25 protein-coding genes are annotated in these 26,062 nt (G+C 34.8%); 15 read left to right on the forward strand and 10 right to left on the reverse strand.

Going from position 1 to position 26,062, the window contains the following annotated elements; genetic code table 11:
- Positions 1-3: 3 nt before the first annotated feature.
- The gene (locus E0I61_RS05895; protein ID WP_132070062.1) at positions 4-789 is read right to left on the reverse strand and encodes an anti-sigma factor; all 786 of its coding nucleotides are present in this window, start codon (positions 787-789) and stop codon (positions 4-6) included.
- Positions 789-1,319: an RNA polymerase sigma factor gene (locus tag E0I61_RS05900; RefSeq protein WP_131994219.1), complete on the reverse strand. Its 531-nt coding sequence runs from the start codon at positions 1,317-1,319 to the stop codon at positions 789-791. The genes E0I61_RS05895 and E0I61_RS05900 overlap by 1 nt, the downstream gene beginning before the upstream one ends.
- Before the next feature lie 229 nt (positions 1,320-1,548).
- Here E0I61_RS05900 and E0I61_RS05905 point away from each other — a divergent pair, with 229 nt between their 5' ends.
- The 5 genes from E0I61_RS05905 (at position 1,549) to E0I61_RS05925 (ending at position 7,181) form a co-directional block, all read left to right on the forward strand.
- Positions 1,549-2,202: a DUF4331 family protein gene (locus tag E0I61_RS05905; protein ID WP_132070063.1), complete on the forward strand. Its 654-nt coding sequence runs from the start codon at positions 1,549-1,551 to the stop codon at positions 2,200-2,202.
- A gap of 73 nt (positions 2,203-2,275) precedes the next feature.
- Positions 2,276-2,830, forward strand: a complete 555-nt coding sequence (locus E0I61_RS05910; protein WP_131994213.1) for a DUF4331 family protein — start codon at positions 2,276-2,278, stop codon at positions 2,828-2,830.
- Between the two features lie 150 nt (positions 2,831-2,980).
- Positions 2,981-4,276 carry a tetratricopeptide repeat protein gene (locus E0I61_RS05915; protein ID WP_132070065.1) on the forward strand — a complete coding sequence of 432 codons (1,296 nt, stop codon included), beginning with the start codon at positions 2,981-2,983 and terminating at the stop codon, positions 4,274-4,276.
- A 3-nt stretch (positions 4,277-4,279) separates the two neighbouring features.
- Positions 4,280-6,493: a TonB-dependent receptor gene (locus E0I61_RS05920; RefSeq protein ID WP_132070067.1), complete on the forward strand. Its 2,214-nt coding sequence runs from the start codon at positions 4,280-4,282 to the stop codon at positions 6,491-6,493.
- Between the two features lie 142 nt (positions 6,494-6,635).
- Positions 6,636-7,181, forward strand: a complete 546-nt coding sequence (locus E0I61_RS05925; RefSeq protein ID WP_131994204.1) for a glutathione peroxidase — start codon at positions 6,636-6,638, stop codon at positions 7,179-7,181.
- A 74-nt stretch (positions 7,182-7,255) separates the two neighbouring features.
- Here E0I61_RS05925 and E0I61_RS05930 read toward each other — a convergent pair whose 3' ends face one another.
- Both E0I61_RS05930 and E0I61_RS05935 read right to left on the reverse strand, forming a co-directional pair.
- Entirely contained in the window at positions 7,256-8,206 is a 951-nt protein-coding gene (locus E0I61_RS05930) for a tRNA dihydrouridine synthase (RefSeq protein ID WP_131994201.1), read from the reverse strand.
- A gap of 107 nt (positions 8,207-8,313) precedes the next feature.
- Positions 8,314-8,811, reverse strand: a complete 498-nt coding sequence (locus E0I61_RS05935) for a GNAT family N-acetyltransferase (RefSeq protein ID WP_131994198.1) — start codon at positions 8,809-8,811, stop codon at positions 8,314-8,316.
- 94 nt (positions 8,812-8,905) lie between these two features.
- Between E0I61_RS05935 and menD the strand changes: the two genes are divergently transcribed.
- Both menD and E0I61_RS05945 read left to right on the forward strand, forming a co-directional pair.
- Complete coding sequence (menD, locus tag E0I61_RS05940; RefSeq protein WP_132070069.1) at positions 8,906-10,567, forward strand: 2-succinyl-5-enolpyruvyl-6-hydroxy-3-cyclohexene-1-carboxylic-acid synthase; 1,662 nt, start codon at positions 8,906-8,908, stop codon at positions 10,565-10,567.
- Between the two features lie 88 nt (positions 10,568-10,655).
- Positions 10,656-10,997, forward strand: coding sequence for a DUF2853 family protein (locus tag E0I61_RS05945; RefSeq protein ID WP_132070071.1), 342 nt, complete (start codon positions 10,656-10,658; stop codon positions 10,995-10,997).
- A gap of 78 nt (positions 10,998-11,075) precedes the next feature.
- Here the strand turns inward: E0I61_RS05945 and E0I61_RS05950 are convergent, their stop codons facing one another.
- The gene (locus E0I61_RS05950; protein WP_131994190.1) at positions 11,076-12,428 is read right to left on the reverse strand and encodes a M20/M25/M40 family metallo-hydrolase; all 1,353 of its coding nucleotides are present in this window, start codon (positions 12,426-12,428) and stop codon (positions 11,076-11,078) included.
- A gap of 375 nt (positions 12,429-12,803) precedes the next feature.
- Between E0I61_RS05950 and E0I61_RS05955 the strand changes: the two genes are divergently transcribed.
- Positions 12,804-13,658: a CvfB family protein gene (locus E0I61_RS05955; protein ID WP_114754132.1), complete on the forward strand. Its 855-nt coding sequence runs from the start codon at positions 12,804-12,806 to the stop codon at positions 13,656-13,658.
- Between the two features lie 347 nt (positions 13,659-14,005).
- Here the strand turns inward: E0I61_RS05955 and E0I61_RS16530 are convergent, their stop codons facing one another.
- Positions 14,006-14,131, reverse strand: a complete 126-nt coding sequence (locus E0I61_RS16530) for a hypothetical protein (RefSeq protein ID WP_262708569.1) — start codon at positions 14,129-14,131, stop codon at positions 14,006-14,008.
- A 257-nt stretch (positions 14,132-14,388) separates the two neighbouring features.
- Here E0I61_RS16530 and E0I61_RS05960 point away from each other — a divergent pair, with 257 nt between their 5' ends.
- From E0I61_RS05960 to E0I61_RS05990, 7 genes are all read left to right on the forward strand, one after another.
- Positions 14,389-15,219 (forward strand): 1,4-dihydroxy-2-naphthoyl-CoA synthase, encoded by an 831-nt coding sequence (locus E0I61_RS05960; RefSeq protein ID WP_132070073.1) that lies wholly within the window; start codon positions 14,389-14,391, stop codon positions 15,217-15,219.
- Between the two features lie 110 nt (positions 15,220-15,329).
- On the forward strand, positions 15,330-15,851 hold the full coding sequence (locus E0I61_RS05965; RefSeq protein ID WP_132070075.1) for a PH domain-containing protein: 522 nt from the start codon (positions 15,330-15,332) through the stop codon (positions 15,849-15,851).
- Complete coding sequence (locus tag E0I61_RS05970) at positions 15,851-17,365, forward strand: PH domain-containing protein (protein ID WP_132070077.1); 1,515 nt, start codon at positions 15,851-15,853, stop codon at positions 17,363-17,365. The genes E0I61_RS05965 and E0I61_RS05970 overlap by 1 nt, the downstream gene beginning before the upstream one ends.
- Positions 17,366-17,460: 95 nt before the next feature.
- Positions 17,461-18,411, forward strand: a complete 951-nt coding sequence (gene menA / locus E0I61_RS05975) for a 1,4-dihydroxy-2-naphthoate octaprenyltransferase (RefSeq protein WP_132070079.1) — start codon at positions 17,461-17,463, stop codon at positions 18,409-18,411.
- A gap of 84 nt (positions 18,412-18,495) precedes the next feature.
- Complete coding sequence (locus E0I61_RS05980; protein WP_132070081.1) at positions 18,496-19,173, forward strand: metal-dependent hydrolase; 678 nt, start codon at positions 18,496-18,498, stop codon at positions 19,171-19,173.
- A 169-nt stretch (positions 19,174-19,342) separates the two neighbouring features.
- A complete protein-coding gene (locus E0I61_RS05985; RefSeq protein ID WP_132070083.1) occupies positions 19,343-20,548 on the forward strand; it encodes a tetratricopeptide repeat protein in 1,206 nt (401 codons plus the stop codon).
- A gap of 70 nt (positions 20,549-20,618) precedes the next feature.
- Positions 20,619-21,665, forward strand: coding sequence for an o-succinylbenzoate synthase (locus E0I61_RS05990; protein WP_132070085.1), 1,047 nt, complete (start codon positions 20,619-20,621; stop codon positions 21,663-21,665).
- Between the two features lies 1 nt (position 21,666).
- Here the strand turns inward: E0I61_RS05990 and E0I61_RS05995 are convergent, their stop codons facing one another.
- The 4 genes from E0I61_RS05995 to E0I61_RS06010 form a co-directional block, all read right to left on the reverse strand.
- Positions 21,667-22,755 (reverse strand): AI-2E family transporter, encoded by a 1,089-nt coding sequence (locus E0I61_RS05995; protein WP_131994165.1) that lies wholly within the window; start codon positions 22,753-22,755, stop codon positions 21,667-21,669.
- Between the two features lie 114 nt (positions 22,756-22,869).
- On the reverse strand, positions 22,870-23,316 hold the full coding sequence (locus tag E0I61_RS06000; RefSeq protein ID WP_132070087.1) for a DUF1572 family protein: 447 nt from the start codon (positions 23,314-23,316) through the stop codon (positions 22,870-22,872).
- Positions 23,306-23,785, reverse strand: coding sequence for a nuclear transport factor 2 family protein (locus tag E0I61_RS06005; protein ID WP_132070088.1), 480 nt, complete (start codon positions 23,783-23,785; stop codon positions 23,306-23,308). Before E0I61_RS06005 ends, E0I61_RS06000 begins: the two co-directional genes overlap by 11 nt.
- 239 nt (positions 23,786-24,024) lie before the next feature.
- Positions 24,025-26,058, reverse strand: a complete 2,034-nt coding sequence (locus E0I61_RS06010) for an OmpA family protein (RefSeq protein WP_132070090.1) — start codon at positions 26,056-26,058, stop codon at positions 24,025-24,027.
- Positions 26,059-26,062 lie beyond the last annotated feature (4 nt).

Below are 26,062 nucleotides of genomic sequence, written 5' to 3' on the forward strand. Positions count from 1 at the left end.
TTTTTACACTTTTCCTAACGTATATAATTGTTGCATTGTAGGAGTCAAACTTCCACCGGCAGGCTCAAGTGTAATTCCAAAAGCTTCTGCTTCATTAGCATTATTGACCGCAAATAATTTTTGTTCATTTACATCAAAGTTTTCCAATAATCCAATGCTTGTTGGAGTCAACGGGCTTAATTTCAATGCCCAAACCTGATATACCATTCCTTTAGGTGGTTCCGGCAAACCGGCAGCATCAATATAAACTACTTTAGTTTCTTGATTCCAGTACACTTTTGCAAAAGATTCTGGAGCAACTGCTTGTCCTCCAAGAGCAACAACAGTATTTTTTGTGTCTCTTACAACCGCTAAACTGGTTTCGTTTGTTGTATTTTTTAATTTTAAGACGTTAAATTCTTTTTCTAATTTGGCTTTCTCAATTTCAGTATTGACTACTTGTGTATTGGTTTGATCCAATTGATTATATTGGTAACCAATTCCCACTAATAATAGTATTGCCGCTGCCCAACCAATGTATTGAGACCAATTTTTGGATGGCTCTAATTGAATTACCGCTGCATGTTTAAGCTCTAATTTTTCTTTTATTTTTTCAAAATTAGCCACAGAATGGAACGGCGAAAAGCTGGAAGACAAAGCAATAATGGCTTTTTCAATCGCTATAATTTCGTCGTTAATTTCCGGATTATTTTTTGCCATGATGTTTACCTCTTCGTTTTCAGGCTCACTGAGTAAACCATAAACATAGAGTTCTAGTATGCCTGATCCTATATATTCTTTTGTTTCCATTATACTTTCAAATAATTTCTTAAGTCATTAATACAATTTCTATTTTGTGTTTTTACCGTTCCTAAAGGAATTACCAATTCGTCCGAAGCTTCCTGTTGGGTGTAACCTTTAAAAAACAGTAAATCGATTATTTGAATACATTTCGGTTTTAGTCTTTTTACAAATTCCTGCATACCTATAGCATCCATTTTGTCGGCAAGTTTAGAACTGTCTTCAAAATGATTTACGAAATTATCAGTGGAAAGGTTTTTTTGACTGTTATTAAAGTTTTTAGAACGCAGCTTATCAATAGAAGTATTTCTGGCAATGTTCAGAATCCAAGTATAGAATCTTCCTTTACTTTCATGATAGGAATCTATGTTTTTCCAAATTTTTACAAATACATCCTGAAGGACATCTTCTGCTTCTTCTCTATTTTTTACAAGAACATTAATAACCGAAAATAAACTTTTGGAATACATATCGTAAAGATGTGTAAATGCCCTTTCGTCTTTCTTATAAATTAATACTAATAACTCTTCTTGACTCATATCTTATATTTTACTATTACAAACTTATACATTCTTATTCACAAATGACTGATTTTGTGATTGACTACATAAAAAAATAATTAAAAGTAAAATAGTTATGATTTTTTTAAGTATTTAAGGTACTGATTATCAATTATTTGAAAAATAAATTAATTTTTTATTAAGATTTTTAAAACCAAAATAAATACAATCCCGTAAATGCTTTTATAAACTTTTAACTTATAACAAAATGAAAAAAACAAAAATGATTTTAGGTCTATCGCTAGTGGCGATTTCGGGCTTAATATTAGTAGCTGCGGATCACATCGATGCTCCGGCAACAATGTCTGGTGACGCAGGTGACATTACTGATGTGTATGCTTTTCAAGGGCAAAACACAAGTAATTTAGTATTTACAGTGAACACACAAGGATTGTTAAGTCCTAATGCTACAGGTGCTGCTACATTTAAAGAAAATGTAATGGTCGAAATCAACATTGATAACACAGGTGACAATGTTGAAGACTTAGTGATTCAAGCAATCAAGAGAGGTGACAAGATGTATTTCTTTGGACCGGTTGCTCCAGGAACTACAGGAACATCGAGTACGGTTAAAACGGCTGCTGCTTCAGGCAGTGTTACAATATCTTCTTATGGTGCTGCTGCTTTAACTGCTGAACAAAACGGAATGAAATTTTTTGCAGGACCAAGAGACGATCCATTCTTTTTTGATTTAGGTCAATTTAAAGCGATACTTGGAGGAACAGCAACTGGATTTAAAAATCCGGGAACAGATACATTTGCAGGAACTAATGTAATGTCAATAGTAGTAGAAGTTCCAAAAGCAATGTTAGGCTCTTCAAGTACAGTTAATGTTTGGGCTGAAACTAAGAAAAAGCAATAATTAATTTTATTTAAAAAAGTAAAAACATGAAATCGAGATTCACGATTTCCAAAAAAACTTAAATATAAAGATCATGAGTAAAACAAATAAATTCAAAATTATAACAATCGCACTAGTAGCTGCAGTTGTTTCAGTAAATTGTGATAATGACGATTCTAACGGTGATTCTACTGTAAGCCTTGATTTTACAGGAACTTATGTTCAGCAAGATCAAATGGCAAGACCGGCAATCAACACTGTATTCATCGCTGCAGGGCAACCTAAAGATGATTTTAATGCTGCAATTCCTTCAGCAATGGGAGCTAAATACCAATCTATTTTTCAATCTAGATTATTGGCTCTAAACCCAGCGTATTCTACAAATGCTTTAGGGCAAACAGCTGCTCAGTTTACAGGTCTTTTGGCTACAGATGTATTAGGAGTTTCTAAAACAGCAAAAACGACTTTCTTTGATGGAACTAATGTCTTGACAGGAAGAGCTTTGGCCGATGATGTAATTGATGTGGAATTATTATTGATTTTTGGAGGATCAGCAGGTACTTCAAATCCTACTCTTACTAAAGATAATGTAAATGCAAATGATAAAGCATTTGGAACAACTTTCCCTTACTTAGCTTCAGCTTGGTAGTATTTCTATAAAAAAAGACAGAGTGTATGTAATAATCTTCGCTCTGTTTTTTTACAAAACAAACAAACAAACAAACAAACAAACAAACAAACAAACAAACAAACAAACAAACAAACAAACAAACAAACAAACAAACAAAACAATTAGAGTATGAAAGCTTTAAAAACAATATCATTTTTAGTTTTCACAATCCTATTCATTTTCGGTTGCGAGACTAAATCAGAACAAATTACAAATACGGAAGACTACAATAAATATTTGACTTTAAAAGACAATAAATCAGTGACTTTTGCACATAAAGAAATTGACTTTTGGCAGAAAAAATTTGATGAAGCTCCAAATCAAATCAGTTATTTAAGTCAATTAGCATCAAATTACAACATGCTTTTCGAATATACAGGCGATATTAAAAACCTATATAAAACAGAAGAATTATTGACAAAATCAAACGAAGCGTATGATTACTCCAGAGTTTCTACTGTTCGATCTTTGGCAAGAAATTATATTTCACAACACCGTTTTAAAGAAGCATTGGTGTTAGCTAATAAAGCATTAGCAATAGGCGAAGGAAAAAAAGAAACTCAAAAATTACTTTTCGACGTTCAAATGGAGTTGGGAAATTATCCCGAAGCAGTTAAAAATCTGAATGCTATTAGAGACATGAATAGTTTTGATTATTTGATTCGCTTGGCAAAATGGAACGATCACAAAGGTGACTTGAATACTGCAATAACTTTAATGGAAAAAGCAAGAGATATTGCTGAAAAAGACGACAATAAAGGACTTAAAATTTGGTCCTATTCTAACCTTGGGGATTTTTATGGTCATGCCGGAAGAATTCAGGAATCGTATGACAGTTTTCTTAAAACATTAGCATTAGACCCTAATTATTCCTATGCTTTAAAAGGAATTGCTTGGATAGTTTTCTCCAAAGAAAGAAATACAAAGGAGGCAAATAGAATTATTGATGCTATAGCTGTAACCCATAATACGCCTGATTTTTATTTATTGAAATCTCAAATTGCTCAATTTGAAGGAAATAAAAACAAGGAGATAAAAAACAGAAACGCTTATTTTTCTATGATGAAAAATAATAATTATGGCGCGATGTACAACAAATACAATGCTTTGATTTATGCCGATGACAAAAAAACAGCTTCAAAAGCATTAGAAATTGCCAAAATTGAAGTGGAGCACAGACCTACAGCTGATTCCTATGATTTATTGGCTTGGGCATACTTAAATGTAGGCGAAAATAAAAAAGCATTGGAAGTTGCTCAGAACCATGTGGTTGGAAAATCCTTTGAACCAAAGGTACAATATCACTTGGCAATGATTTACAAATCGAATAATTTAGCGCTTAAAGCGAAACCTATTAAGGAAGAATTACTATCCAGTTTGTATGAATTAGGACCCAATTTTGACAAAAAGGTAAACCAATTGTAGCGTATGAAAAATATTATTTTAGTGATGATTACCCTTTTTGGGTTGTCTTCCTATGGCCAAATTCAAAAGGGAAAAGTGTTGGATAGTGATGGAAATCCTGTTGAAAACGCTTATTTAGTGAATATAAATTCTGAAAGTCATGCCCATACGAATGAATTCGGATTGTTTAGCTTGGATAAAACAGTTTTGGGAGATGTGATCAAGATAACTGCTTTAGGATATAAAAAGTCAAATTTCACCATTGTTTCTTCAGATGATACAATTATTTTAGAAGATGATATTTTTAGATTAAATGAGATCGTAATCCAACCGAAACTTTCGGCTATGAATGTAATTTCGAAGATAGATTTGCAAACGACTCCGGTAAATTCTTCGCAGGAAATTCTTCGAAAAGTACCCGGATTATTCATCGGGCAACATGCCGGTGGAGGAAAAGCGGAGCAAATATTTCTTAGAGGTTTTGATATTGATCACGGAACAGACATTGCTATTTCAGTAGATGGAATGCCAGTAAATATGGTTTCTCATGCACATGGTCAGGGGTATGCCGATTTGCATTTTGTAATTCCGGAAATAGTAGAAAAAATAGATTTTGGAAAAGGAACGTATTATGCCAACAAAGGGGATTTTGCAACGGCAGGATACGTTGCTTTTCAAACTAAAGATAAAATCGAAAAAAGTAGTATCGGTCTCGAGATAGGACAATTCAACACGATGAGAACAGTAGGATTGTTTAATCTTTTGGGCAACCAAAAAACACAAAGCGCCTATATTGCAACAGAATATATTCTAACGGATGGTCCATTTGATTCTCCCCAAAATTTTAATCGAATCAATCTGTTAGGTAAATATTCAGCTATTTTGAATGATAACAGTAAGTTTTCAATCTTGGCTTCTCGCTTTTCCAGCAAATGGGATGCTTCTGGACAAATTCCGCAACGTTTGATTGACAATGGAACGATTTCAAGATTTGGTTCTGTTGATGATACTGAAGGCGGAAATACGTCCCGAACGAACTTCAATGCGAGTTTGATCAAGCCAATTGATGAAAATACATTCTTGAAGGCCAATGCTTTTTATTCGAAATATCAATTTGAATTGTATTCTAATTTTACTTTCTTTTTGGAAGATCCAATAAACGGAGACCAAATTAAACAGAAAGAAAACAGGGACATTTACGGAATGAATGCGGAATTGAACAAGAAAACGAAATTAAATGATGTAGATGTTTTGTTACAATTTGGTGGAGGTTTTCGTGCGGATGCTACAAAAGACACGGAGCTTTCACACACTTTGAACAGAAGAACGGTTTTAGAAAATATAAAATTAGGAGATATTGATGAGTCTAATTTGTTTACCTATTTGAATTCTGAATTTACTTTTGGAAAACTAATGATTAATCCAGCCATTCGATTGGATTATTTCAAATTCAATTATCAAGATAAGTTGACTACGGATTACAAAACACAATCGGAATCCAAAGTCAAGTTTTCTCCAAAGCTGAATTTCATTTATTCGCAAAATAACAATTTGCAGTTTTTTATAAAATCAGGAATGGGTTTCCATTCGAATGATGCCCGAGTGGTGGTTCAAAACAGTGGAAAACAAATCTTACCAACCGCTATCGGAACCGATATTGGTACCATTTGGAAACCATTTCCAAAGTTGATCGTTAATTCAGCTTTATGGTATTTATTTTTGGAACAGGAGTTTGTTTATGTGGGAGATGCCGGAATTATTGAGCCAAGCGGAAAATCAAAACGTATGGGAGCTGAGTTCGGTTTGCGTTATCAGTTGAACGATTGGTTGTATTTTGATGCTGATGCCAATTATACGTACGCGAGAAGTATAGATGAACCAAAAGGTCAGGACTACATTCCGCTAGCACCGGACTTCACCACTACCGGAGGATTAAGTTTCCAAAAAGTGAATGGTTTTTCAGGAGGAATCCGGTATCGTTATTTAAAAAATCGTCCGGCAAATGAAGATAATTCTATTGTTGCCAAAGGCTATTTTATTTCGGATTTGAATATTAATTATCAATATAAGAATGTGAATTTTGGAATTTCAGTAGAGAATATTTTTGATACAGCATGGAATGAAACACAATTTGCAACAGAATCAAGGTTGCAAAATGAACCAGAGAGTGTAGAAGAGATTCATTTTACTCCCGGAACACCTTTTTTTATGAAAGGCAAAATTATCTATACCTTTTAATACACATTGAAGATTTGTTGTTTATTTGTTTGGAAGTCTGACATTTTCATAATGTTAGACTTCTTTTTTTTTTTAACTTGTGTTTAACCAAAATAAATTTTCAAAAGACAATTTATTACTTAATTTTATAAAAAAAATAATTATGAAAAAAATAGTATTAGCCAGTTGTGCTATATTTCTTTTTAGCATTCAAAGCGAAGCTCAGACAAAGCAGAATATTTATCAGTACAAAGTAGAAGATTTATCAGGAAATAGTTTTGATTTTGCTTCTTTGAAAGGTAAAAAAATCATGATTGTGAATACTGCTTCAAAATGTGGCTTGACGCCACAATACAAAGATTTGGAAGCATTGTACAAAGAATACAAAGACAAAGGATTGGTGATTGTTGGATTTCCAGCTAATAATTTTGCTTCACAAGAGCCAGGAACGAATGAAGAAATTGCTACTTTCTGCCAGCTGAATTATGGAGTAACGTTTCCTATGATGGATAAAGTTTCTGTAAAAGGCGATGATATGGCTGCTATTTATCAGTTTTTGACTCAAAAATCTAAAAATGGACTACAAGATTCAACTGTGGAATGGAATTTTCAAAAATACCTAATCAACGAAAAAGGAGAATTAGAAAAAGTGATTTCTCCAAAAACGTTACCAACAGATGCTTCAATTGTAAATTGGATTAAAGGATAATCAAGAAATAATAAAATAAAAAAGCGATTTTCAATTTCCCGAAAATCGCTTTTTTATTTTAAAACAGTTACAAATTAAAACTTTTCATTTTTGAAGATTTCTGCAACAGCTGCTTCGTAATTTCGGATACTTTGCGCTTTTTTTATTTTTTTCAAAACCTTATGCGGATTAGAAAATGTAGCCGAAAAGTATTCCCATAAATGGTACATTTTTAATAAAATATGTGTCGAACCAGAAAGGGATTCACTATAAATAGCATATAAAGTATCGTGAAACGCACTGAACAGTTCCATTTTGTCTGCAGGATATTCAGAAGTATTGTTTTTTATCATACTTGGTAAAAATGGATCAGAAATTAATCCTCGGCCTATCATCCAATGGTCAATGGTAGGAAAACGTTCTTGCATTTCATGAAATTTAGCCAGTGAAGTGATATCCCCATTGTAATACAGTTTATGTATTGTGTTATCAATACATTGCTGAAACGCATCTAGATTCACGCCACCTTTATAAAGTTGTTTCCCAATGCGTGCATGTATTGCAATATTCTTAATAGGGTAGGTATCTAAAATAGGCAAAACATCAAGAATTTCTTCACTGTTATCATAACCCAAACGCATTTTCATAGACACAATAATGTCAGATTCAGTGTGTGCTCTGTGAAGGATGTTGTTGATTTTCTCTGGATTACTGATCAACCCGGAACCCATACCAGATTTGGTAACCATAGGATAAGGACATCCTAAATTCCAGTTTAATTCCTTATAACCCAATTCTCGAACATATTTAGCCACGAATAAAAATTCATCGGCATCGTTCGTTATAACTTGCGGAATTACCTCTAAACCAATATTGTTTTCAGGGAGCAGGTCTCTTTCGTATGACGGTTTGATAACCATTTTTCCGTTCAAGCGAATGTAAGGCGAGTAAAACGTGTCAATTCCTCCAAAAATTTTGTTTTGGGCATTTCTAAAACGAAAGTCAGTAAATCCCTGTAAAGGTGATGAAAGTAAGGTATAGTCCATGAAATTTTTAGTTGTGCAAATATACTATAAAGTCTCAGGTCTTAAAGTCATAAAGTTTTTAAAGTCAAACATATTAGAAAATGAAGCAAATTGTGGTACAAATTGATTTACTTTAAAATCAATTGCATAAAAACCGAACTGAGCCAACGATCAAATTTATAGCCAGATTCTTTAATAACGCCAACTGTTTCAAAACCATATTTTTTATGAAAAGCGATACTGCCTTTGTTTTCGGAGTCAATAACGCCAATCATAGTGTGATATCCTTGTTTTTTTGCCAATTGGATAAGTTCAGCCAATAATAATTTTCCAATACCTTTTCCTAAAAATTCTTCTGCAACATAAACAGAATGTTCCACCGTAAAGCGGTAGCCTATTTTATGACGAAAAGAGCCATAAGTAGCGTATCCAATCGTTCCATTTTCAGTTTCAGCTACAATTACAGGTAAATCATGAGCCAATTTTTCTTCAAACCACAATTTATGGGTTTCAAAATCACGTGGCTCATAATCATAAATCGAAGTACTGTGAAGTATTTGGTGATTGATGATTTCCAATATTGTATCTAAATCGGTAAAAACAGCCGGTCTTATCTTGATTTCCATATAGAATCTATTTTCCTTCAAATTTAAGAAAACTATTTAAGATAAGAGAAAAACCTTTGCAACTTTGTATCTTTGTTCTTTTGAAACTAAAACAATGATTTACCCCAAAATACCTTTAGCACAAAGCATTATTGAAATTTGTTTGGCCAAAGGAATCACCACCATAATTATTTCTCCGGGTTCTAGAAATGCACCGTTAACAATAGGTTTTGTGAGTAATCCTGACTTTCAATGTTACAGTATTGCTGACGAACGTGCAGCTGCTTTTTTTGCATTGGGAATTGCACAACAAACGAAACAGCCAGTGGCTTTGGTGTGTACTTCCGGTTCTGCTTTATTGAATTATTATCCGGCTTTTGCGGAAGCATTTTACAGCCAGATTCCTTTGATAGTGATTTCGGCAGACAGACCGCAAAGCAAAATTGATATTGGTGACGGACAAACGATTCGACAGGAAAATGTATTTGAAAACCATTCATTGTACAATGCTAATTTACACGAAGTGGCTTCGACCGAAAATGATTTAAAAATCAACGAAGCCATCAATACGGCAATCACTCAAAAAGGTCCCGTTCACATCAATGCGCCTTTTGAAGAACCTTTGTATGAAACCGTTTCGGAACTTTCAGTAGAAGTGAATATCATCGCTTCCGCAAATGCTACTCAGACGATTTCCATTGAAGAAGTTTCGGAATTTGCAACGATTTGGAACAATTCTACTAAAAAAATGATTTTAGTTGGCGTGAATGAACCCAATGCCATCAACGAAAAAATAATAGATGCTTTTGCCAAAGAGGAGTCAGTTGTAGTTTTGACCGAAACAACTTCTAACTTGCATCACGATACTTTTATAAAAAATATAGATACGATAATTACGCCTTTCACAAACGACGATTTTGAGGATTTCCGTCCAGAAATTTTAGTTACTTTTGGCGGAATGGTCGTTTCGAAACGAATCAAGGCATTCTTAAGAAAATACAAACCAAAATACCATTGGCATATTGATTCTTTGAGAGCGTATGATACTTTTGGCGCTTTAACCAAACATTTTGAAGTAGATCCAAATATGTTTTTTGATACTTTCTTGCCACTTACAAATTCAATAGAAAGTAATTATTTTCAGCAATTGGATGCTGTAAAAGTGTTGCGAAAGCTAAAAAGTGATTGGTATCTTTCTAAAATTTCTTTTTCGGATTTTAAAGTTTTCGAAAAAGTGATTCACTGTTTGCCTACGAACAGTCAATTGCAAATCAGCAATAGTTCAGCAATCCGTTACGCGCAATTAATAGATATTGATCCTTCGATTGAAGTGTATTGCAATCGCGGTACCAGCGGAATCGACGGAAGTACTTCTACCGCAATTGGTGCGGCTGTTGCCAATGAAAAACAAACCATTTTCATAACGGGGGATGTTGGATTTTTGTACGACAGCAATGCGTTATGGAATAATTACATTCCAAAAAACTTCAAGATTATTCTAATCAATAACGGTGGTGGAGGAATTTTTAGGATTTTACCCGGACATGAAGAAACTCCTGTTTTTAATACATTCTTTGAAACTTCTCATTGTTTGACAGCAGAGTATTTGGCTAAAATGTATGGATTTGAATATAGTATTGCGAGTGATGAAATGAGTTTAGAAACAAGTTTGACCGCTTTGTATGCTCAAAATGAAAAACCAAGTATTTTGGAGATTTTCACACCCACTTTAGAAAACAACAGCATTTTACTGCAATATTTTAAAGAATTGGTCTAATTATTTTCGGGTGTTCGTTAAAAGGCATGATTAAATGTTTAAATTTGAGAGTGTAAAAATCTATTAATCAAATATTAAACTTTTATTTATGAGTGCAAGAGACGAATTAATTGTAAAGTATGCTGCCGATTTGAAAGACAAATGTGGTGTAAATCCAGACATGGATTTGTTGACAAAAGTAACTATTGGTTGTGGTCCGTCCATTTATAATGCGGATTCAGCGACTGTCGCCGGAAGCCAACAATCAGAATTGGATACGGTGAAAAACAACTTTCTAATCAAAAAATTAGAGCTAGTTGACGGAGCTCATTTAGATGCCGGAATAGAAGCTGTTATGGAAATATACGGCCGTTCCAATAAAAATAAATATAGAGCAGTGCTCTATTATTTATTGGCTGTTCATTTCAAAAAAGAGAGTGTTTACAATTAATACTTAATTTGAGAATGTTACCCATAAAAAAAGCGTTTGCCTCGGCAAACGCTTTTTTGTTTATTATTTGTCCTGGTTTTAACGAATTGGCATTGGAAAAACCGGTAAACTAGAATGTCCAAATGCATCTACAGCTTGTACAGCAAAGAAAAAATTATCTTTAGAATAGGGAATTTCAGCTTTAGTATCTTTTACGAATATTGCTTTTTCCCAATGTTGCGATGCCGTTTCTCTGATAAGAATGTTGTATCCATAAACCGATTTTCCTTCAGGAGCGGTCCAAATTAAAGTAGAAAAATTAGTCAGGTCCTTCACTTCAATTCCTACGTTTGTTGGTGTTTTTGGAGACCAAGCCAAATTACTGAAAGTAGCCAAGTTAGAACAGGTTACTTTCTTCAGGTATTCAAAGTCCATAAATTCAGTAAGATCACCATACTGGATGTTATTTTCTTTTCTCACATTTTGATGCTGATGATCGTAGTTTTCATTCATTTCACAAAAACGAATGGCTGTAAACCCATTTTGACTGAAAGGCGTATGGTCGCCTCCACGTAAAAATCGGTCGTTGCGATATACTAAATTAATGTCCAGTTGTTCCACATATTGATTGGTAACCGTTTTGATGTATCGGGCTAATTGTCTGGATGGACTGTCATTATCACGATTGGTCGATTTACGCATTTTTGATTCGGCTTCCGTTTCTAAGAACGGAATTGTTTCGCTGAAAACGCGAACTTTAGTGTTGTCTCTCAATAAAGTACCACTGGATAAACTGTTTCCAATCATATCATTATTGATCATGGCAATAACATTCCATTTTCCTTCTTTGGCAACATCGGCTAAATGTTTGGCTCCGTACAATCCTTGCTCTTCACCAACTACAGCCACAAAAATCAGCGTAAAAGGGAATTCTCTTTGACTCATTATTCGGGCCAATTCCATCATGGCGGCTACTCCGGAAGCATCATCATTAGCACCGGGCGCATCTGATTTAGCATCCATTACATCCGAAGCACGTGAATCCAAATGGCCGCTTATAATTAATACACGATTATCTGTAGGATCAGTTCCTTTTAAGGTTGCCATCACATTACCCAATTGGCTGTCGGTTGCAATACGTTTTCCATCGGCTTTGATGGTGAAAAAATCAATAACGGAAGTCAGTCTTCCGCCAGATGCCAAAGCATATTTATCAAATTCTGATTTTACCCAGCGTTGCGCCGCGCCAATGCCGCGCGTGTTACTTTTGGTGTCGCTCAAAGTATGACGGGTTCCAAAAGACACGAGTTTTCGAACCGTAGCCTCCATGTTTTCCGATTTTACTTCGGCGACCATTTTTTTTATTTCCGGGTCATCGACTGTGGTTTGTGCGTAATTAGTTTGAGAAATGAATAGTAGTAGCAATAAACAGAGAATTGAGGTTGGTTTCATTAATAGTTTTTTTAGTTTTCTCAAAGTTAGGGAAAAAGAAAAAGAAATTGCGAGGAAATTGGATTTTAGCGATTGTTCATCCTTAAGTATGTTCAAGATTTTTAAGAATTAATCATTTTGAAAAACAAAACGTTCTAATTTAGCCCTGATGGAAGCAAGTATCCTTTCCAGTCGTGAACTTGTTTCAGGATTCTGAAACAAGTTCACGACTGGAAAGATACTGTGTACAGCGGGACAACTCCTTATGAAAAAACGGAAAGTTATGCTACTGGAAAATAAAAAAATTGGCGGATTCAGGCTTTATTTTTTTGTAGACAGTTTCTTAATTTACTATTTTCAAACTTCGTACCTTTGCACTTTAGAAATTGAAAGAAAATGATTGAAATAGGAAAATACAATACGCTAACCATTTTACGCGATACCAAAGTGGGTTTGTTTCTGGGAAATCCAGAAGAAGACCCTGAAGGAATTCATGATATTCTGTTGCCTAACAAATACGTGCCAAACGAATTTGAAATAGGTGAGGAGTTGATTGTTTTTGTGTATCTAGACCACGAAGAAAGACCCGTTGCCACGACATTAGAGCCGTATATATTGTTGAATGAGTTTGCACTTTTGCGTGTGAATTATACCAATCAGATTGGTGCTTTTATGGATTGGGGAATGGAAAAGGATATTTTGGTTCCGTTCAAAGAGCAGGCACGTCCTATGGAAAAAGGGAAACGCTACTTGGTTTACCTTTATATGGATGAAAAAACCAATCGTTTGGTAGCTTCTAGTAAATTGAATCAGTTTTTAAAAAATGACCACCTTACAGTTGAAAAAGGAGAAGAGGTAGATTTAATCGTTTCCCATATCACGGAATTAGGAATTAACGTGATCATCAACGAAAAGTACAAAGGTTTGTTGTATAAAGATGAAGTCTATGATGATGCGATTCGTACGGGTGACCGCATGCGTGGTTACATTAAAACGATTCGTCCTGATAATAAAATAGATGTGGCATTGCAAGTTCAAGGATATCAAAGTATAGAGCCGAATGCGGAGAAAATTCTTGATGAATTAAGAGCCAGCAGAGGGTTCTTGCGTTTGACTGATAATTCACATCCGGAAGACATTAAAACGGTTTTGAAAATGAGTAAAAAGACTTTCAAGAAAGCCATTGGTGCTTTGTACCGAGAGAAATTAATCGAAATCAAGGAAGACGGAATTTACTTGGTTAAGGAATAAAAAAAAGAAAGACTAATCGTAACGGTTAGTCTTTCTCTTTTTAATGCTGTTTTAGAATATTAAATTCTAGCAGCACTAAAATAAATTTGAAGTTTAAAGTAGCTTTATCCGCCTTTAAGAATAATAGTATGCTCTATACTATTTTAAAAATATTAACTTAAGCGTAAGTACTCTAAAGAATAGTTTGTCTTTAAATGTCCAATCACTTGCTTAGGAGTTAAGAAATAATTTCACGATAAAGCCGTTGGTTTTGTATATATTGGAAGATAATTTTCTAAAACAATTGTTTATTAATGTCTCACTTTCGCAAGGAACAAGAAAAATAAATCTTTATTTAACCGTAGGTGTTACTTTTTATTTTTTACTGCTGGGGCAAATGGTTGTAACATTAACTCGTTAATCGGGGCTTTAAAAATATTTTTATAAGCTATTACCGTAGAAAAAGGAGCGACAACATTTTTAATTGTATTCAATGCATTCTTTTTTTAGGTTAATAAATCAGTGAAGAATCAATAATTAATCAAGATAAAGAATTTGTATCCATCTGATTAGCATTATTTAAATTTAGAAATAATTTGAATTACCGACTGTTAAAATGGTGCTTTTTTATTGTTTTTTAACATTTTAGAGCCTTTAATCAGAGAAGGATTACCATAAGCTTGTCTAAATAGAATAGATAAAATGTAAAAAATGATTTATTTTTACACTAAAATAATTTAAATCAATTGTAATGGATTGGATCACTGCCAAAGAATACGAAGATATCACTTATAAGAAATGCAATGGCGTTGCCAGAATTGCTTTCAACAGACCGGATGTGCGCAATGCGTTCCGTCCAAAAACGACTGCCGAATTGTACAATGCATTCTATGACGCTCAGGAAGATACGTCTATTGGTGTCGTTTTACTTTCTGCCGAAGGGCCTTCATCTAAAGATGGCGTGTATTCTTTTTGCAGCGGTGGCGATCAAAACGCACGCGGACATCAAGGATATGTGGGCGATGACGGGCAGCACCGTTTGAATATATTAGAAGTTCAACGTTTAATCCGATTTATGCCAAAAGTAGTTATCGCTGTAGTTCCCGGTTGGGCCGTGGGTGGAGGACACAGTTTGCATGTAGTTTGCGATTTGACCTTGGCAAGTAAAGAGCACGCAATTTTCAAACAAACTGATGCCGATGTAACCAGTTTTGACGGTGGATATGGTTCAGCGTATTTAGCCAAAATGGTGGGACAGAAAAAAGCGCGCGAGATTTTCTTCTTGGGACGCAATTATTCGGCTCAGGACGCTATGGATATGGGAATGGTTAATGCGGTAATTCCGCACGATGAATTAGAAGATACGGCTTACGAATGGGCACAGGAAATATTGCAAAAATCACCGATGGCTATTAAAATGTTGAAATTCGCCATGAACCTTACGGATGATGGAATGGTAGGACAACAGGTTTTTGCCGGTGAAGCAACTCGCTTGGCGTATATGACCGAAGAAGCCAAAGAAGGAAGAAATGCTTTTCTGGAAAAAAGAAAACCAAATTTTGAGAAAAAATGGTTGCCGTAATGGAGTAATCAGTGTTCAGTTCAGACACTTCTGGATTAGTGTTAAGACACAAAACAATGCATAAAAAAACTTAGCGCCTTAGCGTCTTTGTGGTAAAAAAAATAGTTTAAATGGAAAATTTCACAAACGAAATAATTGATATCAATCAACTTCCTAAATTTGAGGAAGTCACTTTTACGAATTTACATCCTAAATATATAAGAGTAGTATTAATCAATGTCGCCATAATAATAGGAATACTTATTCTTGTTCCGGTACTAATTTCTGTTTTCAAGCCAGAGCTGTTCTCAGGAAGGGTCTGGTTAGTTTTAGGAGCTTTTATTCCGATAATTTCACTTTTGATTATTGTGTTTTCTTATATTGGATTCCAGAAAAAAGGATTTGCATTTAGGAAACACGACGTGCTTTTTAGACACGGGATTATTGCTGTGAATACCGTCGTAATTCCTTATAATCGAGTACAACATGTAGCGTTGCATGAAGGATTAGTTTCACGTTTTTTTGGTCTGGCCAAAATAGAAATTTTCACAGCCGGTGGAAGTTCCAGTGATATTGAAATTCCGGGAATCGAAAAAGAACAAGCCGAAAATATCAAGCACTTGTTGATGGGTAAAATACAAAAGCAATTGTAATGGGAGTCGATTTTAGTCAGCCACAAAGACAATCTGTAATAGGAATTTTGGTGATGTTTTTTTACACGCTTCAGCAATATTCCAGAGCGTTGTGGCCTATGATTGTGATTTGGATTTTCAAGTTTGATGAGATTAACAAATTGTATCTTTTCCTTGGAATGATTGCCGTCTTTGTGAGTATTGGAGTTGTTTCTTATTTGAAATATCTGAATTTTACTTTTTTCTTAGATTCAGAAAACGAAGAATTTATCATTACAGACGGAGTTTTCAATAAAACAAAAACCGCTATTCAGCTGCGTAAAATCCAACAGGTAAATATCAATCAGTCTTTTATTCAAAAGTTAATTGGTGTTTATGAATTGGATGTAGATACTGCAGGAAGCAATAAAAAAGAAGGCGCCATCAAAGCGATTTCGCATGAATTGGCTTTGGAGTTGAAATTCCGTTTGTTGGAAAATGAAGAAAAAAAGAGTACAATTGGAATTGAAGAGACTTCATTGGAGGAAACTGAACAAAAACTATTTGAAGCTGCGCATCCTTTCATAAAAATACCTTTTTTGAGTTTGCTGAAAGTTGGAATTACGTCTAATTATGGCAGAAGTATCGCTTTACTGGTGATTTTCTTTAGTACGATTTACGAGAATTTTCAAAATTTTGGAGATGCGAACAATGTTTACAAAGAAAAAGTGGGGTCTTACATCGATAAAAACTTAGTGTTGCAAACTATTTTAATATCGATTGCATTGTTGTTCGGTATTGTTTTGGTTGTAAATATAATACGTACTGTTTTTAAGTATTATGATTATAAAATAACCCGACAAAAAGGGTCTTTATTGTTATCTTTTGGATTGTTGAATACGAAAAGTACGATTATTAAACCCGAAAAGGTTCAGATTACGACCGTCACCAGAAATTATTTCCAAAAGAAAATGGGAATTTTAGAACTAAAAATCAAACAAGCGACCAGCGGTGAAAAAGAGGAACGCAAGTCGGTAATAGAAATTCCGGGATGCAGTGAGACCGAGAGAGATTCGATATTGAAATTATTGTTCCATAAAATTCCGGAAAAAGGATTAATGCTTCAGCCTAATTTTCGTAAACTTGTCTTTTCTGTTTTTCTTTCATTAGGATTACCTTTGTTGGGATTTATGGCGATTGGGAATTGGCTTGAGCCTCTATTTTTTGAATACAGTTATGTCGTGCCGATTTATGTTGTTTTTATTGGATTGATCCAGTATTTTAAATTTATAAATAACCGATTATTCATTAACGAGAATTTTATAATAAAACAAAGTGGAGCTTGGGATGTCAGCAATGATATTATTGAGCCCAGTAAAATACAAGCGATTACAACTTCGCAGCTTTTCTGGCATAAAAGGTTGAATATTGGTTCAATAACATTGCATACTGCAGGAGGAAATATAGCTTTTCAGTTAGGAAATTATTCAATACTAAAACAACAAGTCAACCTTTGGTTGTACGAAATAGAAACTTCCGATAGTAATTGGATGTAGTTTAAAGAGGTTATTTGAGTATTTGTTTATTCGGCAAACGATTAAACAAATACTCAAATAACCGAATGAACAATTAAATTTTTAAACAGAAAAATATGAAACATTGGATTGAAGCCGCACGTTTACGCACATTACCCTTATCGGTTTCTGGAATAATAGTTGGGAGTATGTATGCTTTGGCGCACCCAACAGATACTATATTGACGCCTACTGAAGTTTTTAACTGGAGACTGTTTGGCTTTGCCATATTGACAACATTAGGATTGCAAATACTCTCCAATTTTGCCAATGATTATGGCGATGGTATGAAAGGAACGGATAACGAAGACAGAGTAGGGCCAAAACGCGCCATACAAAGCGGTGTGATTACTCCCCAAGCTATGAAGCGCGCAATTATAATTACTTCGGCATTGACGTTGCTTTCGGCGATGTTGTTGATTTATTATGCGTTTACCGATACTAATTTATGGTATTCCTTGTTTTATTTAGTGTTAGGGATTCTTTCAATTGTATCTGCGATTCGGTATACGGTTGGAAATACAGCGTATGGCTACCGTGGATTTGGCGATGTATTTGTCTTTGTGTTTTTTGGATTGGTAAGTACTTTAGGTGTGAATTTTTTATACTCCAAACAATTGGATTTTGAATTGGTTTTACCTGCAATTGCCATTGGATTATTGAGCGTCGGCGTTTTGAATCTGAATAATATGCGTGACGAAGCATCAGATAGAAAATCAAATAAAAACACGATTGTCGTAAAAATTGGTGGAGCCAAAGCTAAAATATACCATTACTGTCTGATTGTAACAGCGATGGTTTTGGTATTGATTTTTGCAATTATTGACGATTTTCATTTTGATCAATACTTGTTCCTACTTGCCTACATCCCTTTAACGAAACATTTACTCACTGTTTATAAAAATCAAAATCCTAAGGAGTTAGATCCTGAATTAAAAAAACTGGCACTTAGTACTTTTGCACTTTCGGTGTTATTGGCTTTGTGTATGATTTTCTTCTTTTCGGATTTAATCGTGAATAGTTATTAAAAACAAAGGTCAATTGCAATGATAATTTTAAAAATCAATTTCAATTACAATCTTTAAGTTTTTCAAATTTTAAATTTAATTCAAATGAAAATAACATTTTACGGTCACGCCTCATTGGGTATAGAAGTTGGCGGCAAACACATCATTGTAGATCCTTATATTTCTGCTAATCCAAAAGCTTCACATATTAACATTGGCACTTTAAAAGCAGATTATATTTTAATAACGCATGCACACGGAGATCATATTCTGGATGTGGAAGCAATTGCCAAAAGAACCAATGCGGTAATCGTTTCCAATGCTGAAATTGCCGGTTATTATTCCCAAAAAGGGTTTCAATCGCATCCCATGAATCACGGCGGAAGCTGGAATTTTGACTTTGGGAAACTAAAATACGTAAATGCCATTCATTCCAGTTCGTTTCCTGACGGCAGTTACGGAGGAAACCCGGGCGGTTTTGTCATCGAAGGCGAACATAAAAACGTATATATTGCAGGTGATACTGCGCTTACCATGGATATGCAACTTATACCCATGCGCACTAAACTTGACTTGGCAATTTTGCCGATAGGCGATAATTTCACCATGGATGTCGAAGAGGCTATTGTCGCTTCTGATTTCTTGGATTGCGATAAAATTCTGGGTTATCATTACGATACATTTGGTTATATCGAAATTGATCATGAAGATGCCATTCGTAAATTCTTCAATAAAGGAAAAGATTTGATGTTGCTGGAAATAGGAAATTCCATCGAATTGTAATGTCATTGCGAGTTTTTCGAAGCAATCTCCTGCTATCCGCTCGTATCTTTACTTGCTTTGTAGCAAGCAAGTAAAGGGAGGGGTGTCGTTGACGTAACGCTTTGTGAACTTTGCGAAAAACTTTGTGAACTTTGCGGTTAAATTTTTTATAAAGAATTCCAAATCAACCATGCATAATAAATATTTCATTGTTTTATTTCTGTTTCTAATTACAGCAAATACCGTTTTCTCTCAAAAAGACGGCTATTGGGATAAAACCCGCGCTACAACGGAAGAAATTACGATTTCAGCCAGAGACAGAATCATTATAAAAACCCAAGATTTTCCTGAAGGAACTACTGAAGTAGTATACAGAATTACACTTTTGGATAAAAATCAGCAGATGGCGGGTAGTTTGGTTTCGGTTTTAAAAGCCATTCCAGACCCAACAGGAATCAGTCAGGGTTCGGCAGGAGCGGTTTTTATTTTGTCTAAAATCTCTGGAGATGACAAATGCAAGTATGCGGTTTTTTCTAGCACGGATTTAGCGACAAAATACAAAGAAAACGGAAAAACCGATGACGCATGTTTGGTGCAAGATACGCCGGTTAGCAAAGATGCCAAGCGACTTTCTACTGAGAAATCAGCTTGTATGCAATCCAATTCTGGGAACTTATGGTTTGGTTTCGAAAGTAAAAACTGGATTATGAATCAAAAAATTATCCTTGAAGTCGTGCCGTGGGTTGATGATAAACTCAGCCGTGGCTGGACGCTTGAAAACAGAAAAGCAATCATCGATCAATGCAAAACATCTAATTTGGCTCAAAAAATGACCAATTCAGATGATTTTTGCGTTTGTATTCTCGATAAAATCCAATCCAAGTACAAGTTTAAGGAATTTCAAAAATTATTGGCTGTAGAGCGTGCTAAAGCGTTCAAGGATTTTGGGAACAGTTGTTTTGGTGAAACCAGTCTTTCTAAAAGTGTTTATGGCGATTTGCGCAAGCAAGCGACTTTATTGGCAAAACAAGGAAAGCAAGGCGAAGCCATCCTGAAATTGACAACGATCATCAATGACGGAAAAGCAACTGCTTTGGATTACAATGCCATAGGAAACAGTTATCTTTTGACGAAGCAATACGGGAAAGCAATCAAATTCCTGAAAGAAGGCGAGAAGCTTGATAGTACGGAGTTATTAATACAGCTGAATTTGGCGCACGCCTATTTGTTGAATGATAATTATGCCTCGGCAAAAGCCATTTATAAAGAATATCAATCTCAAAACGTTACGGATAGTTTGAGTTGGACCCAAAAAGTAAAACAAGATTTTGCAGCTTTCAAAAAGGCAGGAATAACTTCCGGTGATTTTGAAAGAATTTTGAAGTTGATGGATTAAGTTTTGATAAAATTAGTTAGATACAAGTTTACCAGATTAAAATAATTCATAACTCATAATTTATAATTTCTTGAAAGCAACTTACCACAAATACATTCTCAATTTCAAACGCCCGTCAGGAACTTCCCGTGGTGTTATGACCGAAAAAGAAACTTGGTTTATCGTCTTGGAACAAGATGGTAAAAAAGGAATTGGTGAATGCGGGATTCTTCGCGGATTGAGTATTGATGATCGACCGGATTATGAAGAAAAATTGCAATGGACTTGTGATAATATCCATTTGGGAAAAGACCAACTTTGGGAAGCGTTATTGGAGTTTCCTTCGATACAATTTGGAGTCGAAATGGCATTTCAATCTTTGGGGAGTGAAACTCCTTTTTTACTCTTTCCTTCGGACTTTACTAATGGTACAAAATCCATCCTGATAAACGGTTTAGTTTGGATGGGAGAGGAGTCGTTTATGAAACAGCAAATCGAGGAAAAATTAGCGAATGGTTTTCGTTGCATTAAACTAAAAATTGGAGCGATAGATTTCTATAAAGAACTGCAATTATTGCGGTTTATTAGGGAGCATTTCACTCCGGAACAAGTCGAAATACGAGTAGATGCGAACGGTGCTTTTACTGAAAATACAGCTTTAAATAAATTAATACAATTAACTGAATTTAAATTACATAGCATAGAACAGCCGATACAAAAAAATCACACTGACAGTATGGCAGAGCTGTGTAAAACCACTCCTTTTCCTATTGCTTTGGATGAAGAGTTAATTGGTGTGTTTTCTTTGGCAGAAAAAGAGCAATTATTGGTAAAAATCAAGCCGCAATACATCATTTTGAAGCCTAGTTTTATAGGCGGTTTTCGAGGCACACAAGAGTGGATTTCATTGGCTGAAAAGCATAAAATCGGGTGGTGGATTACCTCCGCTTTGGAGAGTAATATTGGACTGAATGCAATTGCACAATGGACCTTTTTGCAGCACAATTCTATGCCTCAGGGATTGGGAACCGGAGCATTGTACACTAATAATTTTGACTGTCCGCTGGAAGTTTCAGAAGGTCAATTGTGGTACAAAAAGGAGCTGGATTGGACGTTTGATTTTGCTCTTTTGAAATAGATTATTTCGTAGTTTTCTTTTTTTCGCCATCTCCCAATAAAACGGATAACGTCTTTAAGCTTGGTGTGCGGTCCGCAATCAGTTTTATGATGCTGATGAACGGAATGAATAGAATCATTCCTGCAGCACCCCAAATAATGCCTCCCACGATTACCACAATAATAATGACCAGTGTGTTTATTTTTAAACGGCTTCCTACCGCAAAAGGGAATATAATATAGGCTTCGAGTGCTTGAACGATAGAAAAAACTGCAACAACGGCTAATGGATACCAAATCGAATTGTACGTTATCCAGGAAACTGCAATGGGCAAGAGCGAGGATATCATAATACCCACATACGGAATAAAAGTCAGGATTGAGGCTATAAAACCAAACAGAAAAGGATGTGGCACTCCTATAATCAATAGCCCAATGCTGTTTAACAATCCAACTATTAAATAGACCACTAACATTCCTTTGATAAAATTGTAATACGCGTGAATAGTTTCAATAAGGATTTCGTGAATGGTTTTTTTTCGCTCCGGAGGGAAAAGTTCATACAAAGCATTCGATAACATCTGGCGATGGAAAAGTATCAATGCCGAGAAAACAGGAATCATTGATAAGAAAAATAAAGACTCTGAAACAGAATAAGCGGTATCTCGTATTATTGAAAAGGCTTGTGAACCGGAGTTGTTGATCGTATTGTTGATGAATTCCGTTTGTTTTTCAATACTGACACCAAATCTTTCGTAAAGAAAAATACTCAATTGCTTCGTGGTTTCGGTAAGTTTTGCGCTCAAAGATTGCCATTCCTGCAGAAATTCCGAGAACTGTGAGAATAATAGATAGATTATTGCTCCCGCCAAAAGCGTTACTCCTAAAATAGAAATAACAATTGCAATTCCTTTATTAATCCCTTTTGTTTCCATCCATTTACAGATTGGATACAGAATAAAACCAACGAGTAATGAAAAACTTAACGGAATAAATAATGTTTTGCCAAAGTACAGAATCAAAGAGGCCAATACTATAAACTGAAGAATTTCTAAAACAGAAAATCTCCTATTGGATTGAAATGGAACGGGTGTTTTAGAAGATTGTAACATGCAAATTTGTATTATAACCGTTATTTCTTATTCTTCCTTTACTTTTATTTGCGATTAAAGTATAAATTTAAAACGTGTAATAGGGCACTAAATTGTTTGTTATTTCGAATGTTTTTAAGATTCTAATAATCGCCTGTGGTAATTGATTTGTACCAAATGATAGGCTAAATGCGTGGTCAAATGAATGAGCATAAAGGCAGTTGTAGTCTTGTTTTTGAAAACTAAAAGCGGATATTCTATTTTTAATTCTTCTTCGGATATGTTATTAAGTGCATTGTCAACGACAATAATGGTTTCTTCGATTTTTTGTATTAATTCTGCTCTTGGAATATCTTTCAATGAAAATTCGAGTGCTCTGTTTCTAACGTAGTTTGTGTTTCCAAACTGGGCACCAATATACGTATTCAGATTTCCTACCAAATGCAAGCATAGATTCCCGGCTGAATTAGCTATTTCTTTTTGAATTTTCCAAATATCACTTTCATTTTGGTATGACTCAATTTCGGTTTTTAGCTTATTTAAATCTCGGTTGAACAGTGTTTTTAAACTTTCAATTAGCATTTTTAGTTTCTTTATATTTCTTCAATGACAACAGTGCTTGTTGTTGAATTTTTTTCTGAAAAAACCCAGTCCAGCCTAATAAATATCCTGTAATTCCAAAAGCTTGTTTGGACCATTTCCAAATGTCGAAATCATCCGTGTGTTTTATAATTAATCCATCTTTAAACTGAAATTGCGCTCGAATAACATTTTCTACTTTTCTATTGGTTTTACTGAAGTTGTAGGTAGCAATCCATTGCGCGGAACCAACGTATTCATCTGCTTTTATATCTGAGAATTCAATTTTTATATTTCCTTTGCTTTTTTCAATAAGCATTTTCCACATTTGGCAAACATCATTTTCTTTTAACAAACCAAAAGCCGGATCACGAAATTCAATTTTAGAATGATAGCATCCACACATTTTTGAAGCATCGGCATTGGCAAAAGCAGTGTAGAACTTAATAAGGGTTTTTTCGTTTGCAGTCATATCTACATAAAGTGATCAGTAAAAATAATGTTTTTTTGTTAAAATTAAGGTTTTAAAAGGGGAATATTAAAAATTAGAGATGTTTTATTCCTCATATAAACAACCAAGAATAATTCAAAATTGAGTAGCATTAGATTACATTCGGAAATGGTTTTTCAATTTTAGATAAAAAAAGAGGATAGACTTTTAAGTTTCTATCCTCTTTTATAATTTATTAAATTGTATTCTGTTATTTCGGTTTATTTAGCGGCAGGAATAATATCAATTATTACGGTACGATTATAAAAACGTTCTTCAGGAGTTTTGTTTTCAAATGGAGCATTGTTTTCATTTTCACCATAACCAGATACATCGAATTTAACATCATTTCTACCCGCTTTAGCTAAACTGCTCTGAAGGATGTTTTTCACATCATTTGCACGAGCTAATGACAAATCCTGATTGTAAACTTCTTCACCAATAATATCGGTATGACCTTTAATAATTACGGTTGCTCCAGCAGGAATTTTTGGCGTAACTACTTCAGTAAGATATTTTTCATACAATGAAATCGCTTTTGATTTATTAAATTCATAGATGATACTATATCTCATGCCTTCTTCCATTTTTGCAGGTGTCCAAAGTACCATGTGAACCGGAGTTTCCTTCTCTACAACTTTACCACTTTTAGTCTGGCCAATCATTTTTACTTTGTAATCTCCTTCAGGACGGCTACCTAAAATTGTTTTTCCAGGAATCTTTACCTCATCTTGAGTATAAGGCCCAAAAGACTGTACTTTTCCTTTTTCATCAGTTATTTGTAATGACCAAGAGGACAATGCTTCGTTAGCGCCTTTGTTATTAAAGGTAACATAACTTTCCAAAGGAGCTTCTTGTGAAGCTATAATCTGAACCGGTCTCAATGGCGTATCAGGACCACTTTGAAATTCCATCAATAGATCAGCAGAATTACTTTCGATAGAAACTCTGCGATCTCCTTCCCGTAGCAAAACTAATTCTAATGTTCCACCAGGTTGTTCCGATGGAATATTTGGTTTGTCTTGACCTTTAGTAGTAATTCTAGTTGGATTTATTGCAAATACATTTACCAAATACGTTTTGATTGATTCTGACATAATACGTCCATCTGCAGGACCTTTCTCTGATGAACCTACCAAAGTAATAGTTGAAGCTGGATTTTTTTGCATACGATCTCCAAGTATATTCAGCACATTATAGTAAACAGTCATTTGACGTTTAGAACGATCTGATAAATTTTTTGGAGCAAATGTTTCCAATTGATCTTCTTTGAAATCTTTTACTTGATTTTTCGTTAATAAAACATAACGATTTGGAATCTCCGTTGATTCGTCATTAAAGAAAATATAGTTTCTAAGTGGGAAAATCTCAGTCATTCTTCTTTCTCCGGGAACATTGCTAGGAGAATTTACTGAGAACTGCACTTCACGGTCTTTAGCCAAATCCGTTGCTTCTTGAATGTTTTTTCCTTGTCCAAATTTAAGTGCAACTCCCGCTCTAATTGTAGTTATGTTCCAAGTTTCTGTTGAACGTGGATTTTGGCCAAAATATGGTTGGAAAGAAACAAAAGGCGACAATACAAATTGTGTTTTGTTAGTATCAGAAGAAAGCGGAATATCATATCCTGCCCCAATTTGCATTGACAAAATAGTTTTCTCAATCTCATTAAATTCACCAGTTACTGCAGGAGTAGGGGCCTGATCAGGAAAAGCTGGATTAATGCCTAATTGATACGTAAATGATTTTTCCATATTGAAAGCCAATCGCGGACCACCATAAAGGTAAAAATTAGATTTGAAAGGAGCAAAACGTACGCTTGGTTCCACGGTGATGTAACTAAGATCAGCAGCTAAATCAGCAGGACAGTTGCATGCCGTTACTACTTGGTCAAAAGAACCTTTGCGGTTATCATATCCCGCTTGTAGCATTACACCCCATCTTGAATCAGCTGGACGATATTCTAAAAGTGGCGCAATAAAAAGTCCTGTGCCATTCCCATCATGGAATGCAGTTGGAGATTTAAAACCAGCATTTAATTGTTGAGTAGAGCCACGATAGAAATTAAAATTGGCTCCACCTGCTACTCCAAAGTACCAAGTAGGTTTCGCATATTTAATTACTTGTGCTTCCTGTGCTTGAACCGGAGTTTGATTGCTTAACCATGCTAAAGCTATTATTGCAACACTTTTGAAGCTCAGTTTACTTGTGGACCATGCAATGCAGGATCCACTTTTAAAATTAGTTTTAGTTTTCATTTTT

It is taken from the genome of Flavobacterium ranwuense (assembly GCF_004349315.1).
Taxonomy (GTDB): Bacteria; Bacteroidota; Bacteroidia; order Flavobacteriales; family Flavobacteriaceae; genus Flavobacterium; species Flavobacterium ranwuense.